General features: G+C 67.4%; 13 protein-coding genes. 9 read left to right on the plus strand and 4 right to left on the minus strand.

Going from position 1 to position 17,644, the window contains the following annotated elements; all coding sequences use genetic code 11:
• Window positions 1–28: 28 nt before the first annotated feature.
• Genes ASE34_RS09245 through ASE34_RS09250 form a run of 3 tightly spaced genes read left to right on the plus strand, consistent with a single transcriptional unit; the run spans window position 29 to window position 1,716 of the window.
• Window positions 29–703 (plus strand): transglycosylase SLT domain-containing protein, encoded by a 675-nt coding sequence (locus tag ASE34_RS09245; RefSeq protein WP_230100820.1) that lies wholly within the window; start codon window positions 29–31, stop codon window positions 701–703.
• Between the two features lie 9 nt (window positions 704–712).
• Window positions 713–1,000 (plus strand): hypothetical protein, encoded by a 288-nt coding sequence (locus tag ASE34_RS18135; RefSeq protein WP_082586579.1) that lies wholly within the window; start codon window positions 713–715, stop codon window positions 998–1,000.
• Window positions 1,001–1,002: 2 nt separating this feature from the next.
• Window positions 1,003–1,716, plus strand: a complete 714-nt coding sequence (locus tag ASE34_RS09250; protein ID WP_056278678.1) for an alpha/beta hydrolase — start codon at window positions 1,003–1,005, stop codon at window positions 1,714–1,716.
• On the opposite strand, the gene ASE34_RS09255 is transcribed toward ASE34_RS09250, so the two are convergent.
• A complete protein-coding gene (locus ASE34_RS09255) occupies window positions 1,713–2,774 on the minus strand; it encodes an AI-2E family transporter (RefSeq protein ID WP_053096001.1) in 1,062 nt (353 codons plus the stop codon). The two genes, ASE34_RS09250 and ASE34_RS09255, sit on opposite strands and share 4 nt — an antisense overlap.
• Before the next feature lie 179 nt (window positions 2,775–2,953).
• On the opposite strand from ASE34_RS09255, the gene ASE34_RS09260 reads away from it, so the two are divergent.
• Both ASE34_RS09260 and ASE34_RS09265 read left to right on the plus strand, forming a co-directional pair.
• A complete protein-coding gene (locus ASE34_RS09260; protein WP_056278679.1) occupies window positions 2,954–4,972 on the plus strand; it encodes a hypothetical protein in 2,019 nt (672 codons plus the stop codon).
• The gene (locus tag ASE34_RS09265; RefSeq protein WP_056278680.1) at window positions 4,969–5,898 is read left to right on the plus strand and encodes a tetratricopeptide repeat protein; all 930 of its coding nucleotides are present in this window, start codon (window positions 4,969–4,971) and stop codon (window positions 5,896–5,898) included. The genes ASE34_RS09260 and ASE34_RS09265 overlap by 4 nt, the downstream gene beginning before the upstream one ends.
• A 68-nt stretch (window positions 5,899–5,966) precedes the next feature.
• On the opposite strand, the gene glgB is transcribed toward ASE34_RS09265, so the two are convergent.
• From glgB to glgX, 3 genes are all read right to left on the minus strand, one after another.
• Window positions 5,967–8,171, minus strand: coding sequence for a 1,4-alpha-glucan branching protein GlgB (gene glgB / locus ASE34_RS09270; protein ID WP_056278681.1), 2,205 nt, complete (start codon window positions 8,169–8,171; stop codon window positions 5,967–5,969).
• Window positions 8,168–10,231 (minus strand): alpha-1,4-glucan--maltose-1-phosphate maltosyltransferase, encoded by a 2,064-nt coding sequence (locus tag ASE34_RS09275; protein WP_082586580.1) that lies wholly within the window; start codon window positions 10,229–10,231, stop codon window positions 8,168–8,170. The genes glgB and ASE34_RS09275 overlap by 4 nt, the downstream gene beginning before the upstream one ends.
• Window positions 10,232–10,307: 76 nt before the next feature.
• Entirely contained in the window at window positions 10,308–12,380 is a 2,073-nt protein-coding gene (gene glgX, locus ASE34_RS09280) for a glycogen debranching protein GlgX (protein WP_053096005.1), read from the minus strand.
• A 95-nt stretch (window positions 12,381–12,475) separates the two neighbouring features.
• On the opposite strand from glgX, the gene ASE34_RS09285 reads away from it, so the two are divergent.
• The 4 genes from ASE34_RS09285 to ASE34_RS09300 are packed head-to-tail and all read left to right on the plus strand — an operon-like array spanning window position 12,476 to window position 17,589.
• Window positions 12,476–13,651, plus strand: a complete 1,176-nt coding sequence (locus ASE34_RS09285) for a cysteine desulfurase family protein (RefSeq protein WP_056278682.1) — start codon at window positions 12,476–12,478, stop codon at window positions 13,649–13,651.
• A gap of 9 nt (window positions 13,652–13,660) precedes the next feature.
• Window positions 13,661–14,758: a tRNA 2-thiouridine(34) synthase MnmA gene (gene mnmA, locus ASE34_RS09290; RefSeq protein ID WP_082297806.1), complete on the plus strand. Its 1,098-nt coding sequence runs from the start codon at window positions 13,661–13,663 to the stop codon at window positions 14,756–14,758.
• 42 nt (window positions 14,759–14,800) lie between these two features.
• Window positions 14,801–17,116 (plus strand): NAD-dependent DNA ligase LigA, encoded by a 2,316-nt coding sequence (gene ligA / locus ASE34_RS09295; protein ID WP_056278683.1) that lies wholly within the window; start codon window positions 14,801–14,803, stop codon window positions 17,114–17,116.
• Window positions 17,113–17,589 carry a hypothetical protein gene (locus ASE34_RS09300; RefSeq protein WP_056278684.1) on the plus strand — a complete coding sequence of 159 codons (477 nt, stop codon included), beginning with the start codon at window positions 17,113–17,115 and terminating at the stop codon, window positions 17,587–17,589. The genes ligA and ASE34_RS09300 overlap by 4 nt, the downstream gene beginning before the upstream one ends.
• Window positions 17,590–17,644 lie beyond the last annotated feature (55 nt).

Below are 17,644 nucleotides of genomic sequence, written 5' to 3' on the forward strand. Positions count from 1 at the left end.
CGCCTCACCGGGTAGACTGCCACTCATCGTGAACTCCCGAAACGACATCACACCTCATCGCAAAGACGTCACGCCGGTGCCTGCATCGGCGGCGCTTTCGGCGCGCAGCGGTAGCCGCCGACGGGGCGTCGTCGGTTTCGTCAGCGCCCTCGCGGTCGTGGGTTTCGCGGCCGCGATGGTCGCCCCGACCGGCGTCGCGCTGGCTCAGCAGCCGGAGACGGAAGGCCCCGAGTCGGCGTACTCAGCGGCGCTCACGGAGACGCAGAATCTCACGGTGACCGCAGAGGGTGCCGCTATCGCACCGGTTCAGCGTGGATCGTTCTCGGTCTACGTGACGCCCAAGCCGACTCCCACCCCGACACCGACGACCGCGTCGTCCGGGTCATCGAAACCCGGTCCCAGCGCTCCTCTGTACTACACCGGCGGGGGAGCCCCTGCGGAGTGGATGGCAGCAGCGGGCATCGCGGAGTCCGACTGGGGCTTCGTCGACTACATCGTCTCCCGCGAGAGCGGCTGGAACCCGAACGCGACGAACAAGTCCTCTGGAGCGTGTGGGCTCGTCCAGGCTCTGCCATGCAGTAAGGTTCCCGGCAATGGCTACGACCCGGTGGATAACCTGCGCTGGGCAACGGGATACGCCACGGGTCGATACGGAAGCTGGGCGGGCGCCCACGCCTTCTGGACGAACAACCACTGGTGGTGAGTCGGCCTCATGGCCCGCTCTCGCAGACGCCGTCCGACGCGCCCTGACACCGACGATTCGCTCGATCGACTCCTCGCGTCCTGGAAGCGCACGGAAGTCCGTCGTGGTTCCGAGTGGACCGTCCAGCCGGTGTCGGCAGCTCAGGCGCTGAAGGAGTACATCTGTCCTGGGTGCGGGCGATCGGTTGTTCCCGGAACCGCTCACCTCGTGATCTGGCGCGCAGACGGGGTGCTCGGTGACGCCGCAGACCTCGCGGCACGCAGGCATTGGCACACACACTGTTGGAGGATTGCGTGAGCATGGAGATCCGTGGACCGATCGAGCTGCCTGCGCGGCGCGAAGACATCGCACTGGAGACCGCAGACGAGCTGACACTGGTCGGAGAGCTGGCGGTTCCCGAGTCGTCGGCGCCCGTGGCCACGCTCGTCACGCTGCATCCTCTCCCGACGGCCGGCGGGTTCATGGACTCGCACATCATCCGCAAGGCTGCCGCCCGTCTGCCTGCGCTGGCGGACCTCGCTGTGCTGCGCTTCAACACGAGAGGGACGACCTCTCCGCGTGGCACCAGCGATGGCGCGTTCGATGGGGGAGAGGCGGAGCAGTTCGACGTCGCGGCGGCGATGGGCTTCGTGCGCGAGCGCGGTCTTCCGCGCCCATGGCTGCTCGGCTGGTCGTTCGGCACCGAACTCGCGCTGAAGTACGGTCGGGAACACGATGTCGAGGGGATCATCCTCCTGTCCCCGCCACTTCACCGCGCCACAGACGCCGAGGTGGCGGAGTGGGCCGCCTCCGATGCTGACGTCGTGGTGCTGGTACCCGAGCTCGACGACTACCTCCGCCCGGCCGAAGCACGCGAGCGCTTCTCCGCGATTCCGCATGCGAAGCTGATCGCCGTCGAGGGTGGCAAGCACCTCTGGGTGGGGGAGAGCCAGACTCGGAGAGTCCTCACTGAGATCGTCGCTGCCGTGAACCCGGCAGCTCTTCCGCTGCCGACGGAGTGGCCCGCCGACTAGAGCTCGTTCATGCGAGGGATCAGCACCTGCCGGTAGAGGATCAGGATGCTGGCTGCCACCGGAATCGCGATCAGCGCGCCGAGCAGCCCCAGGAGGCTTCCGCCCGCCAGCGCCGCGACGACGACGACCGCTCCGGGTACGGACACGGCCCGGCTCATGATGCGCGGCGAGATCACGTACGCCTCGATCTGCATGTAGATGAGGTAGTAGATGGCGGCGGCGATCGCTGTCGCCGGTGATCCCAGGCCGGGGATCAGGCACACGAGCACGATGATGGTCGACCCCGTGAGGGTGCCGACGAGTGGAATCAGTGAGAAGAAGAAGGCGACGACGGCGAGCACGGCCGGGAACGGCGCATCGATGATCGTGAGGAAGATCATGCTCAGGATGCCGTTGATGACGCCCTGGGAGACCTGGCCCATGACGTAGTAGCCGACCGAATCGGTGATCTGCTCGGCCAGGTCGATGAAGCGCTCGCGCTTGGATGCAGGAGCGAGCTGGTAGACGGCGCGCTTGAGCGACGGTGTCGAGGCCGTCAGATAGATCGTCAGGATGAGGATGATGAACGCGCCGAACAGTCCGCTCAGCAGTGCCCCGCCGGCGGCGAGCACGCCCTGCCCGATGGACCCCCCGATCTGGGCGAGGTTCGTCTCCAGCCAGTCGGTCACATAGGCGAAGACGTCATCCACCTTGAGATTGGGGAACGTGTCGACCATCCACTGGCGCAGGTCGAGGAGAAATGTCCCGCGTTGGACGATGGCCGTGATCTCGGCGATGAGCTGCGAGATCTGGTCGACCAGCACGGGGATGACGATCAGGATGATCCCGGCGAAGATCCCGAGCACCGCGAGGATCGTGATGAGCACGGCGAGCCAGCGGGGGAGACGCCTGCGCTCGAGGAAGGAGACGAGCGGGTCCAGGCCGAGACTGAGGAAGAGAGCCGTACCGACGTAGAGCAGCACGGTCGACAGGCTCTCCACGCTTCCGATCAGCAGGATTCCCAGTCCCACGCCGAGCGTCGCCACGAGGGCGGTGCGGAACGGGTTGTGGATCTTCATCGTTGCTCCTCGGAATGGGGGACTCTGCAAGCGTATCCACCGCACCACGACCGGCCGGGACGACGTGCCGCACGTGGTGCCGCATGCCCCTCGTGGGCAACACACAGGTGATTTCGCTAGTCTGAAATGTCGAGTGTTGCGACTCGGGCGTGCGTCCGGGCCGTGTGAGGAGACTATTCGTGCGTTTCGTATGGGCCGTCGTGGCCTTCGTGCTGGCTGCGGGACTGATCGCTGCGGGCATCGCGCAGCGAACCATCTTCATGGGTCCGTCGACTCAGGAAGTCTCAGTCGCTGCAGAGGAACCCGCCCCGTTTGTGCTGATGGACGGCGACGTCCTTCGTGAGCACCCGGGATCTCAGACCTTGCTGGTGCGCGGAGAGGGCGAGATCTTCGCCGCCTATGGCCGCACCGCCGACATGGAAGCGTGGCTTGCCGACTCGTCGTACAACCGCGTGACGGTCGGCGACGATGGTGACCTGGAGGTCGAGCTGGTCCCCGCCGGATCAGCACCGGAAGGTGATGGGGCCTCCGAAACCCCCGCCCCTGCCGAGACCCCGGCCGCGGCCGAGACTCCGGCACCGGCGGAGACGCCCGCCGAGGGCGATGCAGCCGCAGAGCCGGGCCGCAACCCCGCCGGCTCCGACCTCTGGCTGGACTCCTTCACCGAGACCGACACACTCATCGCAGACAACATGCAGCTGCCCGAGGGCGTGAGTCTGATCATCGCGTACGACGGCACCGCCGACGCACCGGACGACATCGTGGTGTCCTGGCCGCTGGACACGTCCACCCCTCTCGCCGGACCGCTCATGGCGGCGGGCGCGGCGATGCTTCTCGTCGGACTCGTGCTCTACGTCCTCGCGATCCGGCACCAGCGTCGCGGGCGAGGACCGCGGCGCAAGGGCCCCGGCCCCCTTCCGGCCACCGAGCCGATCGACGTGGCTCAGCTGCCGCCATCGGAACGCGCGGCGATCGACGACACCTCGACCACCGCTGCCGGGGATGAGCCCGGTCGGACCGGCGCAGACTCCGACGCGGCAGCCGCCGGTGACCCGGGGGCAGTCGACGCCGCCGGTCCGAAGAACCCAGACCCCGATCGGAAGACGGAGATGCGTGCGCGACCCGTGAACCGTCGACGGCGCCTGCTCGCGGTCCCCGCCCTCGCCGTGACCGCGTTGCTCGCGAGCGGCTGCTCGCCTGACTCATGGCCGCAGCTCGGAGAGGGAACGCCCTCGCCGTCTCCCAGTGCGACGGTGATCGCCCCGGACAATCAGAAGCCCCCGGCAGTGACGGAGGCCCAGGCGAAGCGGATCCTGCAGGAAGTGTCGTCGACCCTGTCCGACGCGGACGCGTCGATGGACATCGCTCTGGCCGGCACTCGTCTGGACGGCCCGGCGCTCACGGCTCGCACCACCGAGTACGCGCTTCGGACAGCTCTTCCGGAGACCGCACCGCCCGCCGCACTCCCGACCGATGACGTCGAGGTCGTGCTTCCCGAAGCCACCGACCGGTGGCCGCGCACGGTGCTCCTGCTCTCGAAGAGCGCTGACGACGACACCGTTCCCCCCGTCATCCTGACCATGACGCAGCAGGATCCGTGGTCGAACTACAAGGTCACGAACATGGCCGAGATGTCTGCGGATGCCGTCTTCCCCGACGTGGCTGCAGCGTGGCTCGGCACCTCGCTCGTTCCCGACGATTCCGCATTCCTCAGCATCCCGCCGGGAGAGCTTGCGGAGACCTTCGCCGACGTCGTCGACGCGGGCGAGGCCAGCCCTTCGTACGGCATGTTCGACGAGATCTCGCAGAACCTCGCCCAGTCGATTCGCGACAGCCGGCAGGCGGTCGTGCAGACGCTGGCGGACAACGGAGCGGCGGAGACTTCTCAGACCGCCTTCGACATCCTCCCGGCCGATTCCGAGCCGGTCTCGATGACCACGCTGGACAGCGGTGCGATCGTGGCCGTCTCGCTCATCGACACCGAATCGGTCACCCCGACGTCACCGGACGCCGTCATCCGACTGGAAGACGCGAATCCGCAGGCGAAGGCGCTGACGGGTGTCACGGAGTCCGCGAAGGGCTTCACGACCAAGTACGAATTCCAGCTGTTCTTCTCCGTTCCCGCGCAGGGCTCGACGGAGCAGATCCGACTCATGGCGGTCCGACAGGACCTACTCTCCGTCGAGGTGATCAAATGACCGATATCTCTCCCGCCGCGCTCCGTGGAGCCGTCGACCTCTCCTCTCTGCGAAACCGGCCCGCGGCTGCTGCCGCCGGAGCGCAGAGCCCTGCTCCCGGGGCCGTGGACATCGTGGTCGATGCGACCGACGAGTCGTTCGGTCAGATCCTCGAGCTCTCCCGGACAGTGCCGGTGGTCGTCGACCTCTGGGCCGAATGGTGCGGGCCGTGCAAGCAGCTGAGCCCCATCATCGAGAAGGTGACGCGTGAACTCGGCGGCAGGGTGCTTCTCGCGAAGGTCGATGTCGACGCCAACCCGCAGCTCGCCCAGGGATTCCGCGCGCAGTCGATCCCGATGGTCGTGGCACTCATCGCCGGTCAGCCGGTTCCGATGTTCACCGGTGCAGTGCCCGAGCAACAGGTCAGAGAGGTCTTCGCGCAGCTGCTTCAGCTCGCTGCTCAGAACGGAGTGACGGGCACCTTGAACGTCGGAGAGGCGCCCGAGGGCGAGCAGACGCCGGAGGAGCCGCCGATGCCGCCGCTGCACGCGGAGGCTTTCGCCGCGATCGAGAACGGCGACTACGCCGCGGCGGTCGTGGCATACGAGAAGGCTCTCGCGGAGAATCCGCGCGATGAGGATGCGATCGCAGGCCTGGGCCAGGTCCGTCTGCTCGACCGCGTCCAGAAACTCGATCTCCAGGAAGCTCGGGCCGCGGCCGCAGCCGGACCCCTGGACATCCAGGCCCAGTTCGATGTCGCCGACCTCGACCTCGCGGGAGGCCATGTCGAAGATGCGTTCGGAAGGCTTCTCGACCTGTTCGCCCAGCTGCCCTCGGATGAGCGAACGCCCGTGCGGGAACGCCTTCTCGAGCTGTTCGGCCTGATCGGCGTCGCAGATCCACGCGTCATCACCGCGCGCAACAGACTGTCTTCCCTGCTGTTCTGAGCTGAGAGTGCAGCGAGACGGCCCAGGCTCTGTCGGGCCGGGGCCGTCTCGCTGATCGGCAGAGGTCGTCAGCCGCGGCTGATCGTGGGTACGTGCGGGTCGCTCTCGTGGCGCAGCCAGATGGTCGACAGTGCGGGAACCGTGATCGTCGCCATGGCCGGTCCGTCGTCCTCCGAGTGCGCGACGACCATGCCGAGATTGCCGGATCCGCGACCGCCGTATTCTGCGGCGTCCGTGTTGAGGATCTCCTGCCACACGCCGGGGATCGGCAGCGCGAGGCTGTAACCGCTGCGCTCGACGCCGGCGAAGTTGCTGATCACCACGAGACGGCCGCCATGTGCGTCGCGGCGTTCGAAGGCGATGACATTGGGATCCCAGCTCGGGGCGCCGAGGCGTGAGAACGAGGATCCGTCATTGTCCCGCTCCCAGAGCGGGGCCTGAGCGCGATAGGTGCGGTTGAGCTGTCCGACGAAACCCTGCAGCTGCGCGTGCGACGGCTGGTCGAGGAGCCACCAGTCGAGCTGGCGGGATTCCGACCATTCGGCGAGCTGGCCGAACTCCTGCCCCATGAAGAGGAGCTTCTTTCCGGGGTGACCCCACATGTATCCGAGGTATGCGCGGACATTGGCGAGCTTGTGCCAGTGGTCACCGGGCATCTTCGAGACGAGGCTGCCTTTTCCATGCACGACCTCATCGTGGCTGATCGGCAGCAGATAATTCTCCCCGAACGCGTAGACGAACGAGAACGTCATCTCACCTTCGTGGTGCGCGCGATACATCGGGTCTCGTTCGATGTACTGGAGGGAGTCGTTCATCCAGCCCATGTTCCACTTGAACCCGAAGCCGAGACCCGCGTGGTCGGTGGGTGCGGTCACACCGGGGAAGCTCGTCGATTCCTCAGCGATCATCAGCGCGCCGGGGTGCAGGCGGTAGGCGGTCGCGTTGACCTCCTGGAGGAAGCGGATCGCTTCGAGGTTCTCCCGGCCCCCGTGGATGTTCGGCTCCCACTCGCCTTCGTTACGCGAGTAGTCGAGGTACAGCATCGACGCCACGGCATCCACTCGCAGGCCGTCGACATGGAACTCGCTCAGCCAGAACAGCGCGTTCGCGACCAGGAATCCGCGCACCTCAGGGCGACCGTAGTCGAAGATGAGCGTTCCCCAGTCCTGATGCTCACCGCGACGAGGGTCGGGGTGCTCGTACAGCGGCTGTCCGTCGAACCTCGCGAGGGCGAACGCGTCTTTGGGGAAGTGCCCGGGCACCCAGTCCATGATCACGCCGATTCCGGCCTGATGCAGCTGGTCGATGAGGTATCGCAGGTCATCCGGGCTGCCGAAGCGACTGGTCGCCGCGTAGTACCCGCTCACCTGATAGCCCCAGGAGCCGCCGAACGGATGCTCGGCGAGCGGCATGAACTCGATGTGCGTGAAACCGGCCTCGGTGACGTGTGCGATCAGCGGTTCTGCGGCATCGCGGTAGCTCAGGCCTCCGCGCCAGGAGCCGAGGTGCACCTCGTAGACCGACAGCGGCTGAGCGACCGCGTGAGTCGCTGCCCGGCGGGTCATCCACGCGCCGTCTGACCATGCGTAGTCCGACCGCGTGACCACCGATGCGGTCTCGGGCGGCACCTGCGCGGCCTGCGCCATCGGGTCGGCCTTGAAGATCCAGGAGCCGCCGCGGGTGCGGATCTGATACTTGTATGTCGTTCCGACGGCGAGATCGGGGATGAACAGCTCCCAGACGCCACTCACACCCATCGAGCGCATCGCGTGCGCTTCGCCGTTCCACCCGTTGTGATCTCCGACGACTCGCACGGCTGTGGCGTTCGGGGCCCAGACGGCGAATGCGACGCCGTCTTCGGCGTCTGCGACCGTCGCGTGCGCACCCAGCACCTGCCACAGCCGCTCGTGCCGCCCTTCGGCGATCAGATGGAGATCGACGTCGCCCAGAGTCGGGAGGTGCCGGTACGGGTCGCCGGTGATCGTCTCGTCGTCGTCGCCGTACGCGGTGGCGATGCGATACGCCACCGGGGCACCGTCGTGCTGGGCCTCCCAGATGCCGTGTGCGACGTGATCGAGCTCCAATCGGCTCCCGTCCTCGAAGACGGCTGCGACCGAGGACGCGAGAGGTCGGCGAGCGCGGATCACCGTGACGGTCCGGTCACTCGCATCCGTGAACGGGTGGGAGCCGAGCACTGCGTGCGGGTCGTGATGGGCGCCGGCTGCGACAGCCGCCCAGTCCGGTGATGTAGTGGCATCTTCGACGTAGCTCATGCTCGTCTCCTCACCTTCAGAATGTGCACCGGCTCGGCGAAGGCGTTGAGGCGCACGTAGTTGTGATCGGCCCACGTCCACACGGCACCGGTCAGGAGGTCCTCCACCTCGAACGGCTCGCCAGGTGGTACGCCCCAGATCGTGGTGTCGAGGTGCACGGTGGTCTCACGCACGGAGTGCGGATCGACGTTGGCGACGACGAGGATCGTATCGGAGTGGCCCGTGCCGGTGAACGCGGCATCGAGGTGCTTGCTGTAGACGAGCACCGAGTCGTCGTCGCTCCAGTGCACGGAGAGATTGCGGAGCTGTCGAAGAGCCGGGTGCTCACGGCGGATCTCGTTCAGTCGGCGCAGGAGAGGCGCAAGCGAGTCACCCGATGCCTCCGCGCCCTCCCAGTCCCGGAACTTGAACTCGTATTTCTCGTTGTCGATGTTCTCCTCGGAACCGGGCCTCGCCACGTTCTCGAAGAGCTCGTACCCGGCGTACACGCCGTACACAGGGGCGGCGGTGGCGGCGATGCAGGCGCGGATCCGATAGGCGGCGCGGCCGCCGAACTGCAGGTACTCCGTGAGGATGTCGTGCGTGTTCACGAAGAGATTCGGCCGCATGTAGTCGCTCGTCTCGTGCGAGACGCTGGTGAGGAACTCCTCGAGCTCCGCCTTGGTGTTGCGCCAGGTGAAATAGCTGTAGCTCTGTTGGAACCCCACGGCCGCGAGCGCACGCATCACGGCGGGTCGAGTGAACGCCTCGGCCAGGAAGATCACGTCCGGGTCCTGGGCGTTCACGGTCGCGATGAGCCATTCCCAGAACTGCAGCGGCTTCGTGTGCGGGTTGTCGACGCGGAAGATCTTCACGCCTTCGCGAACCCAGTGCTGCACGATGCGGAGCATCTCCTGGTAGATACCGGCGGGATCGTTGTCGAAGTTCAGCGGGTAGATGTCCTGGTACTTCTTGGGCGGGTTCTCTGCGTAGGCGATGGTGCCATCCGGGAGAGTGGTGAACCACTCGGGGTGCTCATCGACCCACGGGTGGTCCGGAGAGGCCTGCAGTGCGAGATCGAGAGCGACCTCCAGCCCTTCGTTCTTCGCCGCCCTGACGAATGCGCGGAAGTCGGCCGGCTTGCCGAGTTCCGGGTGGATCGCATCGTGGCCGCCGTCAACGGAGCCGATGGCATACGGTGAGCCCGGATCGCCTGGCTCCGTCGTCAGAGTGTTGTTGCGTCCCTTGCGGTTGGTCGTTCCGATCGGATGGATCGGCACCAGGTAGATGACGTCGAAGCCCATGGCGGCGACAGCGGGAAGACGTTTGGCGGCTGTCCTGAACGTACCGCTCTTGACAGTGCCGTCCTTCAGGCGTTTCGCGCCCTCCGAGCGGGGAAAGAACTCGTACCAGGCACCGACGCCTGCGGCGGTCCGCTCCACGAGCAGAGTGTGCGTGGCAGATGCTGAACGCAGCGTCATGAGAGGCCGCTCATGGAAGAGACCGCCCAGCTCGGCGTCGGTCGAGACCGCGGTGGTGGTCTCTGCATCGCCCCCCGCCAGTGCGGTGGCGAGTTCGCTGATGCGTCTGCGCTGAACCGCAGGGCGATCCTTCTCTTTCGCTGCGCGCGCGAGAAGTTCGGCGCCGAGGGCTGCCATGACCGGCACATCGACGCCCGCGGCGACCTTCACCTCGGCGGCGTGCGCCCAGGTCGCGAAGTCGTCGGAGAACGCCTCGAAGCGAAACGCCCACGGGCCCTGCATGTCCACAGCGACCTCCGCTGCCCAGCGATCGCTCCCATCGAGCAAGGGCGTCAATCGGTGCAGGGACTCCTCGCCGTTCGGGGCTGTCAACCGGAGCTGCACCCCGATCAGGTCGTGCCCTTCACGGAAGGCGACGACGCTGAACGGCACCACCTCGCCGACGAACGCCTTGGGCGCGAAGCCTCCGGGGACGGACGGTGCGCCGCCCACCAGAGGAATTCGCGTCGCGACGAGTCCGTCGCCGTCCGAGACGGCGCCCAGCGGGCGCGACGGGATCTGCGCGGGGCTTCGGAGAGCCTTCGGACTGATGCTGCTCATACGTGCGGCCACCCCCCGAATGTACCGCTCGCGGCGTGAAGCGGGTAGCTCGCGGAGGGCCCCGGCGCGCCGCCCTTCATTCCACGCGGAAGAGTCGCATGGAGGTGCCGGGGATGGGAAGGACGTCGCCGGGGGCGAACACCTCGCCGCCGTCTTGCGGGCGGTCGTCGGCGCTCGACCACAGCGAGACGAAACGCGTCGCCTCCTCGAGGTCGTCGGGCAGACGCACGTCGATGGGCGACTCCGTCCCGTGCACGATGAGGAGGATCCGATTGGCCGATTCGCGATCGGGGGTCGAGGCCGCCACATACTGCAGAGTGCGGTTACCAGGGTCCGTCCACTGCTGGCTCTCCATCGTCTCGCCGTTCTGGTCGAACCAGTCCATGACAGAGGCGTTGGGGATGTGCTCACCGAGTCGGGCGTACCGGCTCGGACGCAGGGCGGGATTCTCGGAACGGAGCTGGATGAGTCGAGCGACGTGTGCGCGCAGGTCCTCCTGCCACGGTTCCGCGTCCCAGCCGAGCCACGTCATCGACGAATCCTGGGCGTAGGCATTGTTGTTTCCGCGTTGCGTCCGACCGACCTCATCGCCGGCCGTGAGCATGGGGATCCCGGCGGACAGCAGCAGGGTGCCGAGCAGGTTGCGCATCGCCTTTCGCCGGGCAGCGAGGATCGCAGGGTCGTCGGTTGGCCCCTCGATACCGTGATTGAAAGCCCGATTCATGTCGGCACCATCGCGATTCTGTTCGCCGTTCGCCTCATTGTGCTTGACGTCGTACGACACGAGGTCGTGCATGGTGAAGCCGTCGTGCGCGGTGACGAAGTTGATGCTGGCCAGCGGTCCCCGAACATCGGCGAAAGTGTTCGACGAGCCGGCGAGACGCGTCGCGAAGCCCCCGATGCCGACCGGAGCGGACGCACGACGCGCATAGTCGATGTCGCTCAGCCAGAAGTTCCTGACCCGGTCGCGGTAGCGGTCGTTCCACTCCATCCAGCCGTTCGGGAAGTTGCCGGTCTGCCAGCCGCCCATGCCGACGTCCCACGGCTCGGCGATGAGCTTGGTGTCGCGGAGGATCGGATCGTTCGCGATGGCGGTGAGAAGCGGGTGCTCGGGCGTATAGGTGTGCGAGCCGTCGCGCGCGATCGCGGCCGCGAGATCGAAGCGGAATCCGTCGATCTGCATCTCCTGCGCCCAGTAGCGCAGCGAGTCGAGCACGAGGCGCGCTCCGGCATCGGTCGAGGTGTCGAGCGTGTTGCCGCAGCCGGTCGTATCGATGTACGCGCCTGATGCGTCCTGTCGGTAGTAGCTGGCGTTGTCGATGCCGCGCAGACTGGACCGAGGTCCACCGAGGCCCTCTTCCGACGTGTGGTTGTACACGACGTCCAGGATGACTTCGAGTCCGGCTTCGTGCAGCAGTCGCACCATGCCTTTGAACTCGGCGAGAACGGCCTCGGGGCCGCCCTTGCGTGCGTCCTCCGTGGCGTAGGCGTTGTGCGGTGTGAAGAAGTTGAGGGTGTTGTAGCCCCAGTAGTTCGTGAGGCCGCGCTCGAGCAGGCGAGGCTCCGGAACGAACGCCTGGACGGGCAGGAGCTCGATCGAGGTGATCCCGAGCGAGTGGAAGTACTCGATCATCGCGGGATGCGCGAGTCCGGCGTATGTGCCGTGCAGAGCCGGGGGCACATCGGGCTGACGCTTGGTCAGCCCCTTCAGGTGCCCTTCGTAGATCACGGTGCGGTCGAGCGGTATCCGTGGCTTGACGGACTCTCCCCAGTCGAACCCGTCGACGATCACCACGGAGCGCCACTCCTCGTAGCCGTCGCCCTGCGCGAGACCGCGAGCGTAGGGGTCGAGGAGCAGAGTCTCGGGGTTGAACGTGTTCCCCGGCCCGTGTGGCCCTCCGACGCGGATCGCATACCGGGTGCCGGGCTGGAGCAGTTCTGTCGTCACCTCCCAGATGCCGCCGGGAAGGCGTGCGAGATCGACCTGGTCGATGACCCAGTCGAGGTCGGTGGCATCGAAGACGACGAGTTCGATGGAGGACGCGTTCTGCGACCAGACGCGGAGGGTTCCGACGCCGTCGTGAAGGCGCACACCGAGGTTGTCGAGTGCAGTACCGCCGGGCACGGTGATGTCTCGGATCGCGGGCATGAGTACACCATAGAGGTCTGCGCTCGGGTCTCAGGACAGCATGCACTCAGTTCCAGGTGCACGCCACTGCGCGGAAAATGGGGGAGAGTGGAGGGATGCAGCACTATCTCGACCACGCCGCGACGACGCCGCTGCGTCCCGAGGCGCGGGAGGCGTGGCTCGAAGCGAGCGAGATGGTCGGGAATGCGTCATCGACGCACGGTGCCGGCCAGGACGCGCGGCGCCTGCTCGAGGAGGCACGCGAGCGCTCGGCCGCAGTGCTCGACTGCGACCCCATCGAGGTCGTGTTCACCTCCGGGGGCACGGAGTCGATCAATCTCGCGCTTCAGGGGTTGTGGCAGGCGCGGCCGGCGGAGTCGGATGCCATCGTGATGCCGGATGCCGAGCACCACGCGACGATGGACACCGTCGAGGCCCTGGTGGCGGCAGGGGCGGTGCTACGCGCTGTTCCGGTATATCGCTCGGCGGCCATCGACGTGGACGAGTTCACTGCCCAGCTTCCGGGCGCGGCGCTGGCGACCGCGCTCGTCGCCAACAACGAGGCCGGGACGATCAACGACGCCGCGATGCTGGCGTCGTCGACCGCGCAGGCGCTCGTTCCCCTCCATCTCGATGCGGTCGCGGCCCTCGGCCACCTGCCTCTGTCGTTCCGCGCGCTGAGAGGCGATGCGCCCGACTCGGTCGGTCTTGTCGCGATGAGCGTGGCCGGACACAAGATCGGCGCGCCGGTCGGCGTCGGAGCCTTGGTGGTCGCTCGCACCGCGCGGCTCTCCGCACTCCTTCGCGGCGGCGCGCAGCAGCGCGGACTTCGCGCCGGAACGCAGGACGTGGCCGGTGCCGCGGCCTTCGCCACCGCGCTCGAGCTCGCCGAGTCGGAGCGAGAGACGGAGACCGCGCGGCTGGCGACGATGCGCGATCGGCTGATCGACGGCATCCTGGCGCGGGTGCCGCAGGCCGAGCTTCTGGGAGACGGCTCGCGACGGCTCCCCGGCAACGCCCACATACTGTTTCCCGGAGCGGTGGGGGAGAGCCTGCTCTTCCTTCTCGACATGGCAGGCATCGCCGCGTCGACCGGGTCGGCCTGCCAGGCGGGTGTGGCGGAGCCATCGCATGTCGTGATGGCGATGGGGCGCAGTGAGCAGGACGCGCGCAGCGCCCTCCGATTCACGCTGGGACGCACATCGACGGACGCCGACGTCGATGCCGTCCTCGCATCCATCGGCGAGGCCTACCTGCGGGCTTCCGGCTCCGGCTCAGCCGCACGCTCGTAGACTGGTCCCATGAGGATTCTTGCGGCCATGAGTGGCGGAGTGGACTCCGCAGTCGCGGCCGCACGGGCTGTGGACGCGGGGCACGACGTCGTCGGCGTGCATCTCGCGCTGTCCCGGGCGGGCGGCACGTTGCGCACCGGAAGCCGGGGATGCTGCACGATCGAGGATGCGCTCGATGCGCGTCGTGCGGCCGATCTCCTGGGCATCCCGTTCTACGTCTGGGACTTCTCCGAGCGCTTCCGCGACGACGTGATCGCCGATTTCGTCTCGGAGTACCAGGCAGGACGCACCCCCAATCCCTGCATGCGCTGCAATGAGAAGATCAAGTTCGCCGCCCTTCTCGAGCGCGCCATCGAGCTCGGTTTCGACGCAGTGTGCACCGGGCACTACGCGACACTGATCCCCACGGACGCCGGTCTCGAGCTGCACAGAGCCGCGGACAACGCCAAGGATCAGTCCTATGTGCTCGGCGTCCTCACCGCCGAGCAGCTCGCGCACACCTACTTCCCGCTCGGAACGACTCCGTCCAAAGCGGTCGTGCGTACCGAGGCGGAGGAGCGTGGGCTGAGTGTCGCGCAGAAGCCCGACAGCCACGACATCTGCTTCATTCCCGACGGTGACACCCGAGGTTGGCTGGCCGAGAAGGTCGGTACCGCCACCGGTGAGATCGTCGACCGCACGGGTTCCGTCGTCGGCTCGCACGAGGGCGCGCACGCTTTCACGGTCGGTCAGCGCCGTGGTCTGAAGCTCGGCGTCCCGGCGGCCGACGGCAAGCCCCGCTTCGTGCTCGAGGTGCGGCCGGTGTCCAACACGGTGGTCGTGGGGCCGAAGGAGGCTCTCGCGACGCGTGAGATCTCGGGCGATCGATTCAGCTGGGCGGGCGCAGCGCCCGTCGACTCCGAGTTCGACTGCGAGGTGCAGATCCGTGCCCACGCCGAGCCGGAAGCAGCCCGGGCATTCGTCTCGCCCGAGGGCGTGCGCGTCGTGCCCGAGCAGCCGCTCAACGGGGTCGCGCCGGGCCAGACCGCCGTGCTGTACGTCGGAACGCGCGTGCTCGGCCAGTTCACGATCGACCGCACCGTGTCCGCAGTGCCGGTCGACGCATAGCGCCTGCCTCTCGATGTCGGCGCCCGCTCGTAGACTGGCGGGGTGCCGGAGAACATCTCGCTGGAAGACGCCCGTATCGAAGCGGACGAGCTGACCACTCGAATCCTCGAAGCGAAGGACGCGTACTACGGGCGCGACACTTCACTCGTCGACGACTTCACCTACGACGGGTGGATGCACAGGCTCGAAGAGCTGGAGCGGATGCATCCCGAGCTGCAGGGTCAGGACTCGCCCACTCAGATGGTGGGGGCGGCCGAGGCCACCGGGCTCGCCACCATCGAGCACGCGGAGCGGATGCTGAGTCTCGACAACGTGTTCTCGATCGACGAGCTCAGGGATTGGGCCGCCAAGACGCGCGCCTCTGCGGGGCGAGCTGTCGACTGGCTCACCGAACTCAAGATCGACGGCCTCGCGATCAATCTCCGCTACGAGAACGGGCGGCTGACGTCGGCGGCGACGCGGGGAGATGGGCGCGTCGGTGAGATCGTCACCGAGAACGCGCTGCGCCTTCCCGAGATCCCCCTCGAGCTCAGCGGCGAAGGTCACCCTCCCATCGTCGAGGTGCGCGGCGAGGTGTTCATTCCCGTGGCCGCCTTCGAGCGCCTGAATGCCGCACAGGCGGAGTTCCGCGACCGGGCCTACGCCGATGCTCTCGCCCGCTGGGAGGCTCGGAGCGGAGCGAAGAAGCCGTTCGACGAAGAGAAGGCGCGAACTGCTGCGGCTCGGCGGTTCCCCTCGTTCGCGAATCCGCGCAACGCGGCGAGTGGTGGCCTGCGTCAGCAGATCGACAAGAAGGACGGGCTCGAACTCGAGGCGGGGATGCTGCGCATCGAGTCGCTCGCGCTGTACGTGCACGGCATCGGGGCCTGGGAGAATCCGCCGGTCGCCGCACAGAGTCAGGTCTACGACAAGCTGTCGGACTGGGGGCTGCCGACCAGCCCGCACACCAGGGTGTGCACGAGCATCGACGACGTGGTTGCGTTCGTCGAGTACTTCGGCGAGCACCGGCACGATATCGAGCACGAGCTGGACGGGATCGTCGTCAAGGTCGACGAGCTGTCCCTCCACGACGAGCTCGGCGCCACCAGTCGGGCGCCTCGCTGGGCGATCGCGTACAAGTACCCGCCCGAAGAGGTGCAGACGAAGCTGCTCGACATCGTCGTGTCTGTGGGTCGAACCGGCAGGGCGACGCCGTTCGCGGTGATGGCTCCCGCCCAGGTCGCGGGGAGCGTCGTCAGGCAGGCGACGCTGCACAACAAGGACGTTGTGAAGGCCAAGGGAGTGCTGATCGGCGACACCGTCGTCCTGCGCAAGGCGGGCGACGTGATCCCCGAGGTCCTCGGTCCGGTCGTCGAGAAACGCGACGGTACCGAGCGGGAGTTCGTGATGCCGATCGAATGCCCCGAGTGCGGCACGCCGCTGCGTCCGATGAAGGAGGGCGACATCGATCTGCGCTGCCCCAACGCGCGCTCGTGTCCGGCCCAGGTTCGCGGTCGTGTCGAGCACATCGGTTCGCGGGGCGCCCTCGACATCGAGGCGCTCGGAGAAGTCACGGCGGCCGCGCTCACCCAGCCGACCTCGCCGGCGACACCGCCTCTCGAGACCGAAGCCGGACTGTTCGCGCTGACGCTCGATGAGATCGTGCCGATCGAGCTCGTCGTGCGCGATGCCGAGACGGGGCTGCCCAAGGAGGACGAAGACGGTCTCGTGAAGACGAGGGCGCCATTCCGACGCAACCCGACCGCGACAGAGAAGAAGTCGGGGCTGGAGGGCCCCCAGCCCTCCTCTCAAGCTGTGACTCTGCTCGCGGAACTCGAGAAGGCGAAGACCAAGGACCTTTGGCGGCTGCTCGTCTCACTGAACATCCGTCACGTCGGGCCGGTCGCGGCGAGGGCGCTGGCGCAGTGGTTCGGTTCGCTCGACGCGATCCGCGCGGCCTCTCGCGACGAGCTCGCCGCTGTGGAAGGAGTCGGCGGCATCATCGCCGACTCCTTGCTCGCGTGGTTCGATGTCGACTGGCACCAGGACATCGTTCGTCGCTGGGCCGAGGCAGGCGTCCAGTGGGCCACGCCCGGTCATCCCGGTCCGGGCGCGGCAGTCGTCCAGGGCGGTGTGTTGGACGGGATCACGGTCGTCGCGACCGGTTCGCTCGACGGGTACACCCGAGATGGAGCGCAGGAGGCCATCCTCAAGGCGGGCGGTAAGGCCGCGTCGAGCGTCTCCAAGAAGACGGACTTCGTCGCGGCCGGTCCCGGAGCGGGGTCGAAGCTGGGGAAGGCGGAGGAGCTCGGCATCCGCATCCTCGATGCCGCTCAGTTCCACATCCTCGTCACGGAGGGGCCGGACGCTCTGGGATGAGGCGATATGGACCGCTGATCGCCGTCTCCGGCGCGATGGCTGTGGGAGACCCGGGCCGCAACCACCTGCGTCTGACGCCTGATGCGCTCCTGATCCGCCACGGCACAGAGAACCGGGGAATCATTCCCTGGTCCCAGGTGCAGCGAGTGATCCTCGACGTGCCCACCACGCGGTTCCGTCTGCCCGGCCTCTTGAGCACGCTCGTCCTCGGCGCCCTGACGTTCCTCGCCGTGTCCGATCTCGGATTCGACCCTGAGGATGGCGCGGTCGAGCTCCTGGCAGACGGGGAAACGTCGATCGCACCGCTGAGCCGTCACCACGTCGGCGGGTACTGGACACCGACGGTGGACGGGGCCCACCGGCTGCTGCAGCATCTCATCGACAACCCGGAGCAGAGAGCGTTGCTCGCGCGCCCTGAACAGCTCATCGACGTGGCCGCGCGTCTCGCTCGCCACAGGCCTTCAGGAGCCTGACGCGCAGGCTGGCCCTTCAGGATGGCTGCCCATCGGTGCACGCGAGCGCGCCGTG

Origin of the sequence: Microbacterium sp. Root280D1 (assembly GCF_001428975.1) — a bacterium.
In the GTDB taxonomy this organism is placed as follows: Bacteria; Actinomycetota; Actinomycetes; order Actinomycetales; family Microbacteriaceae; genus Microbacterium.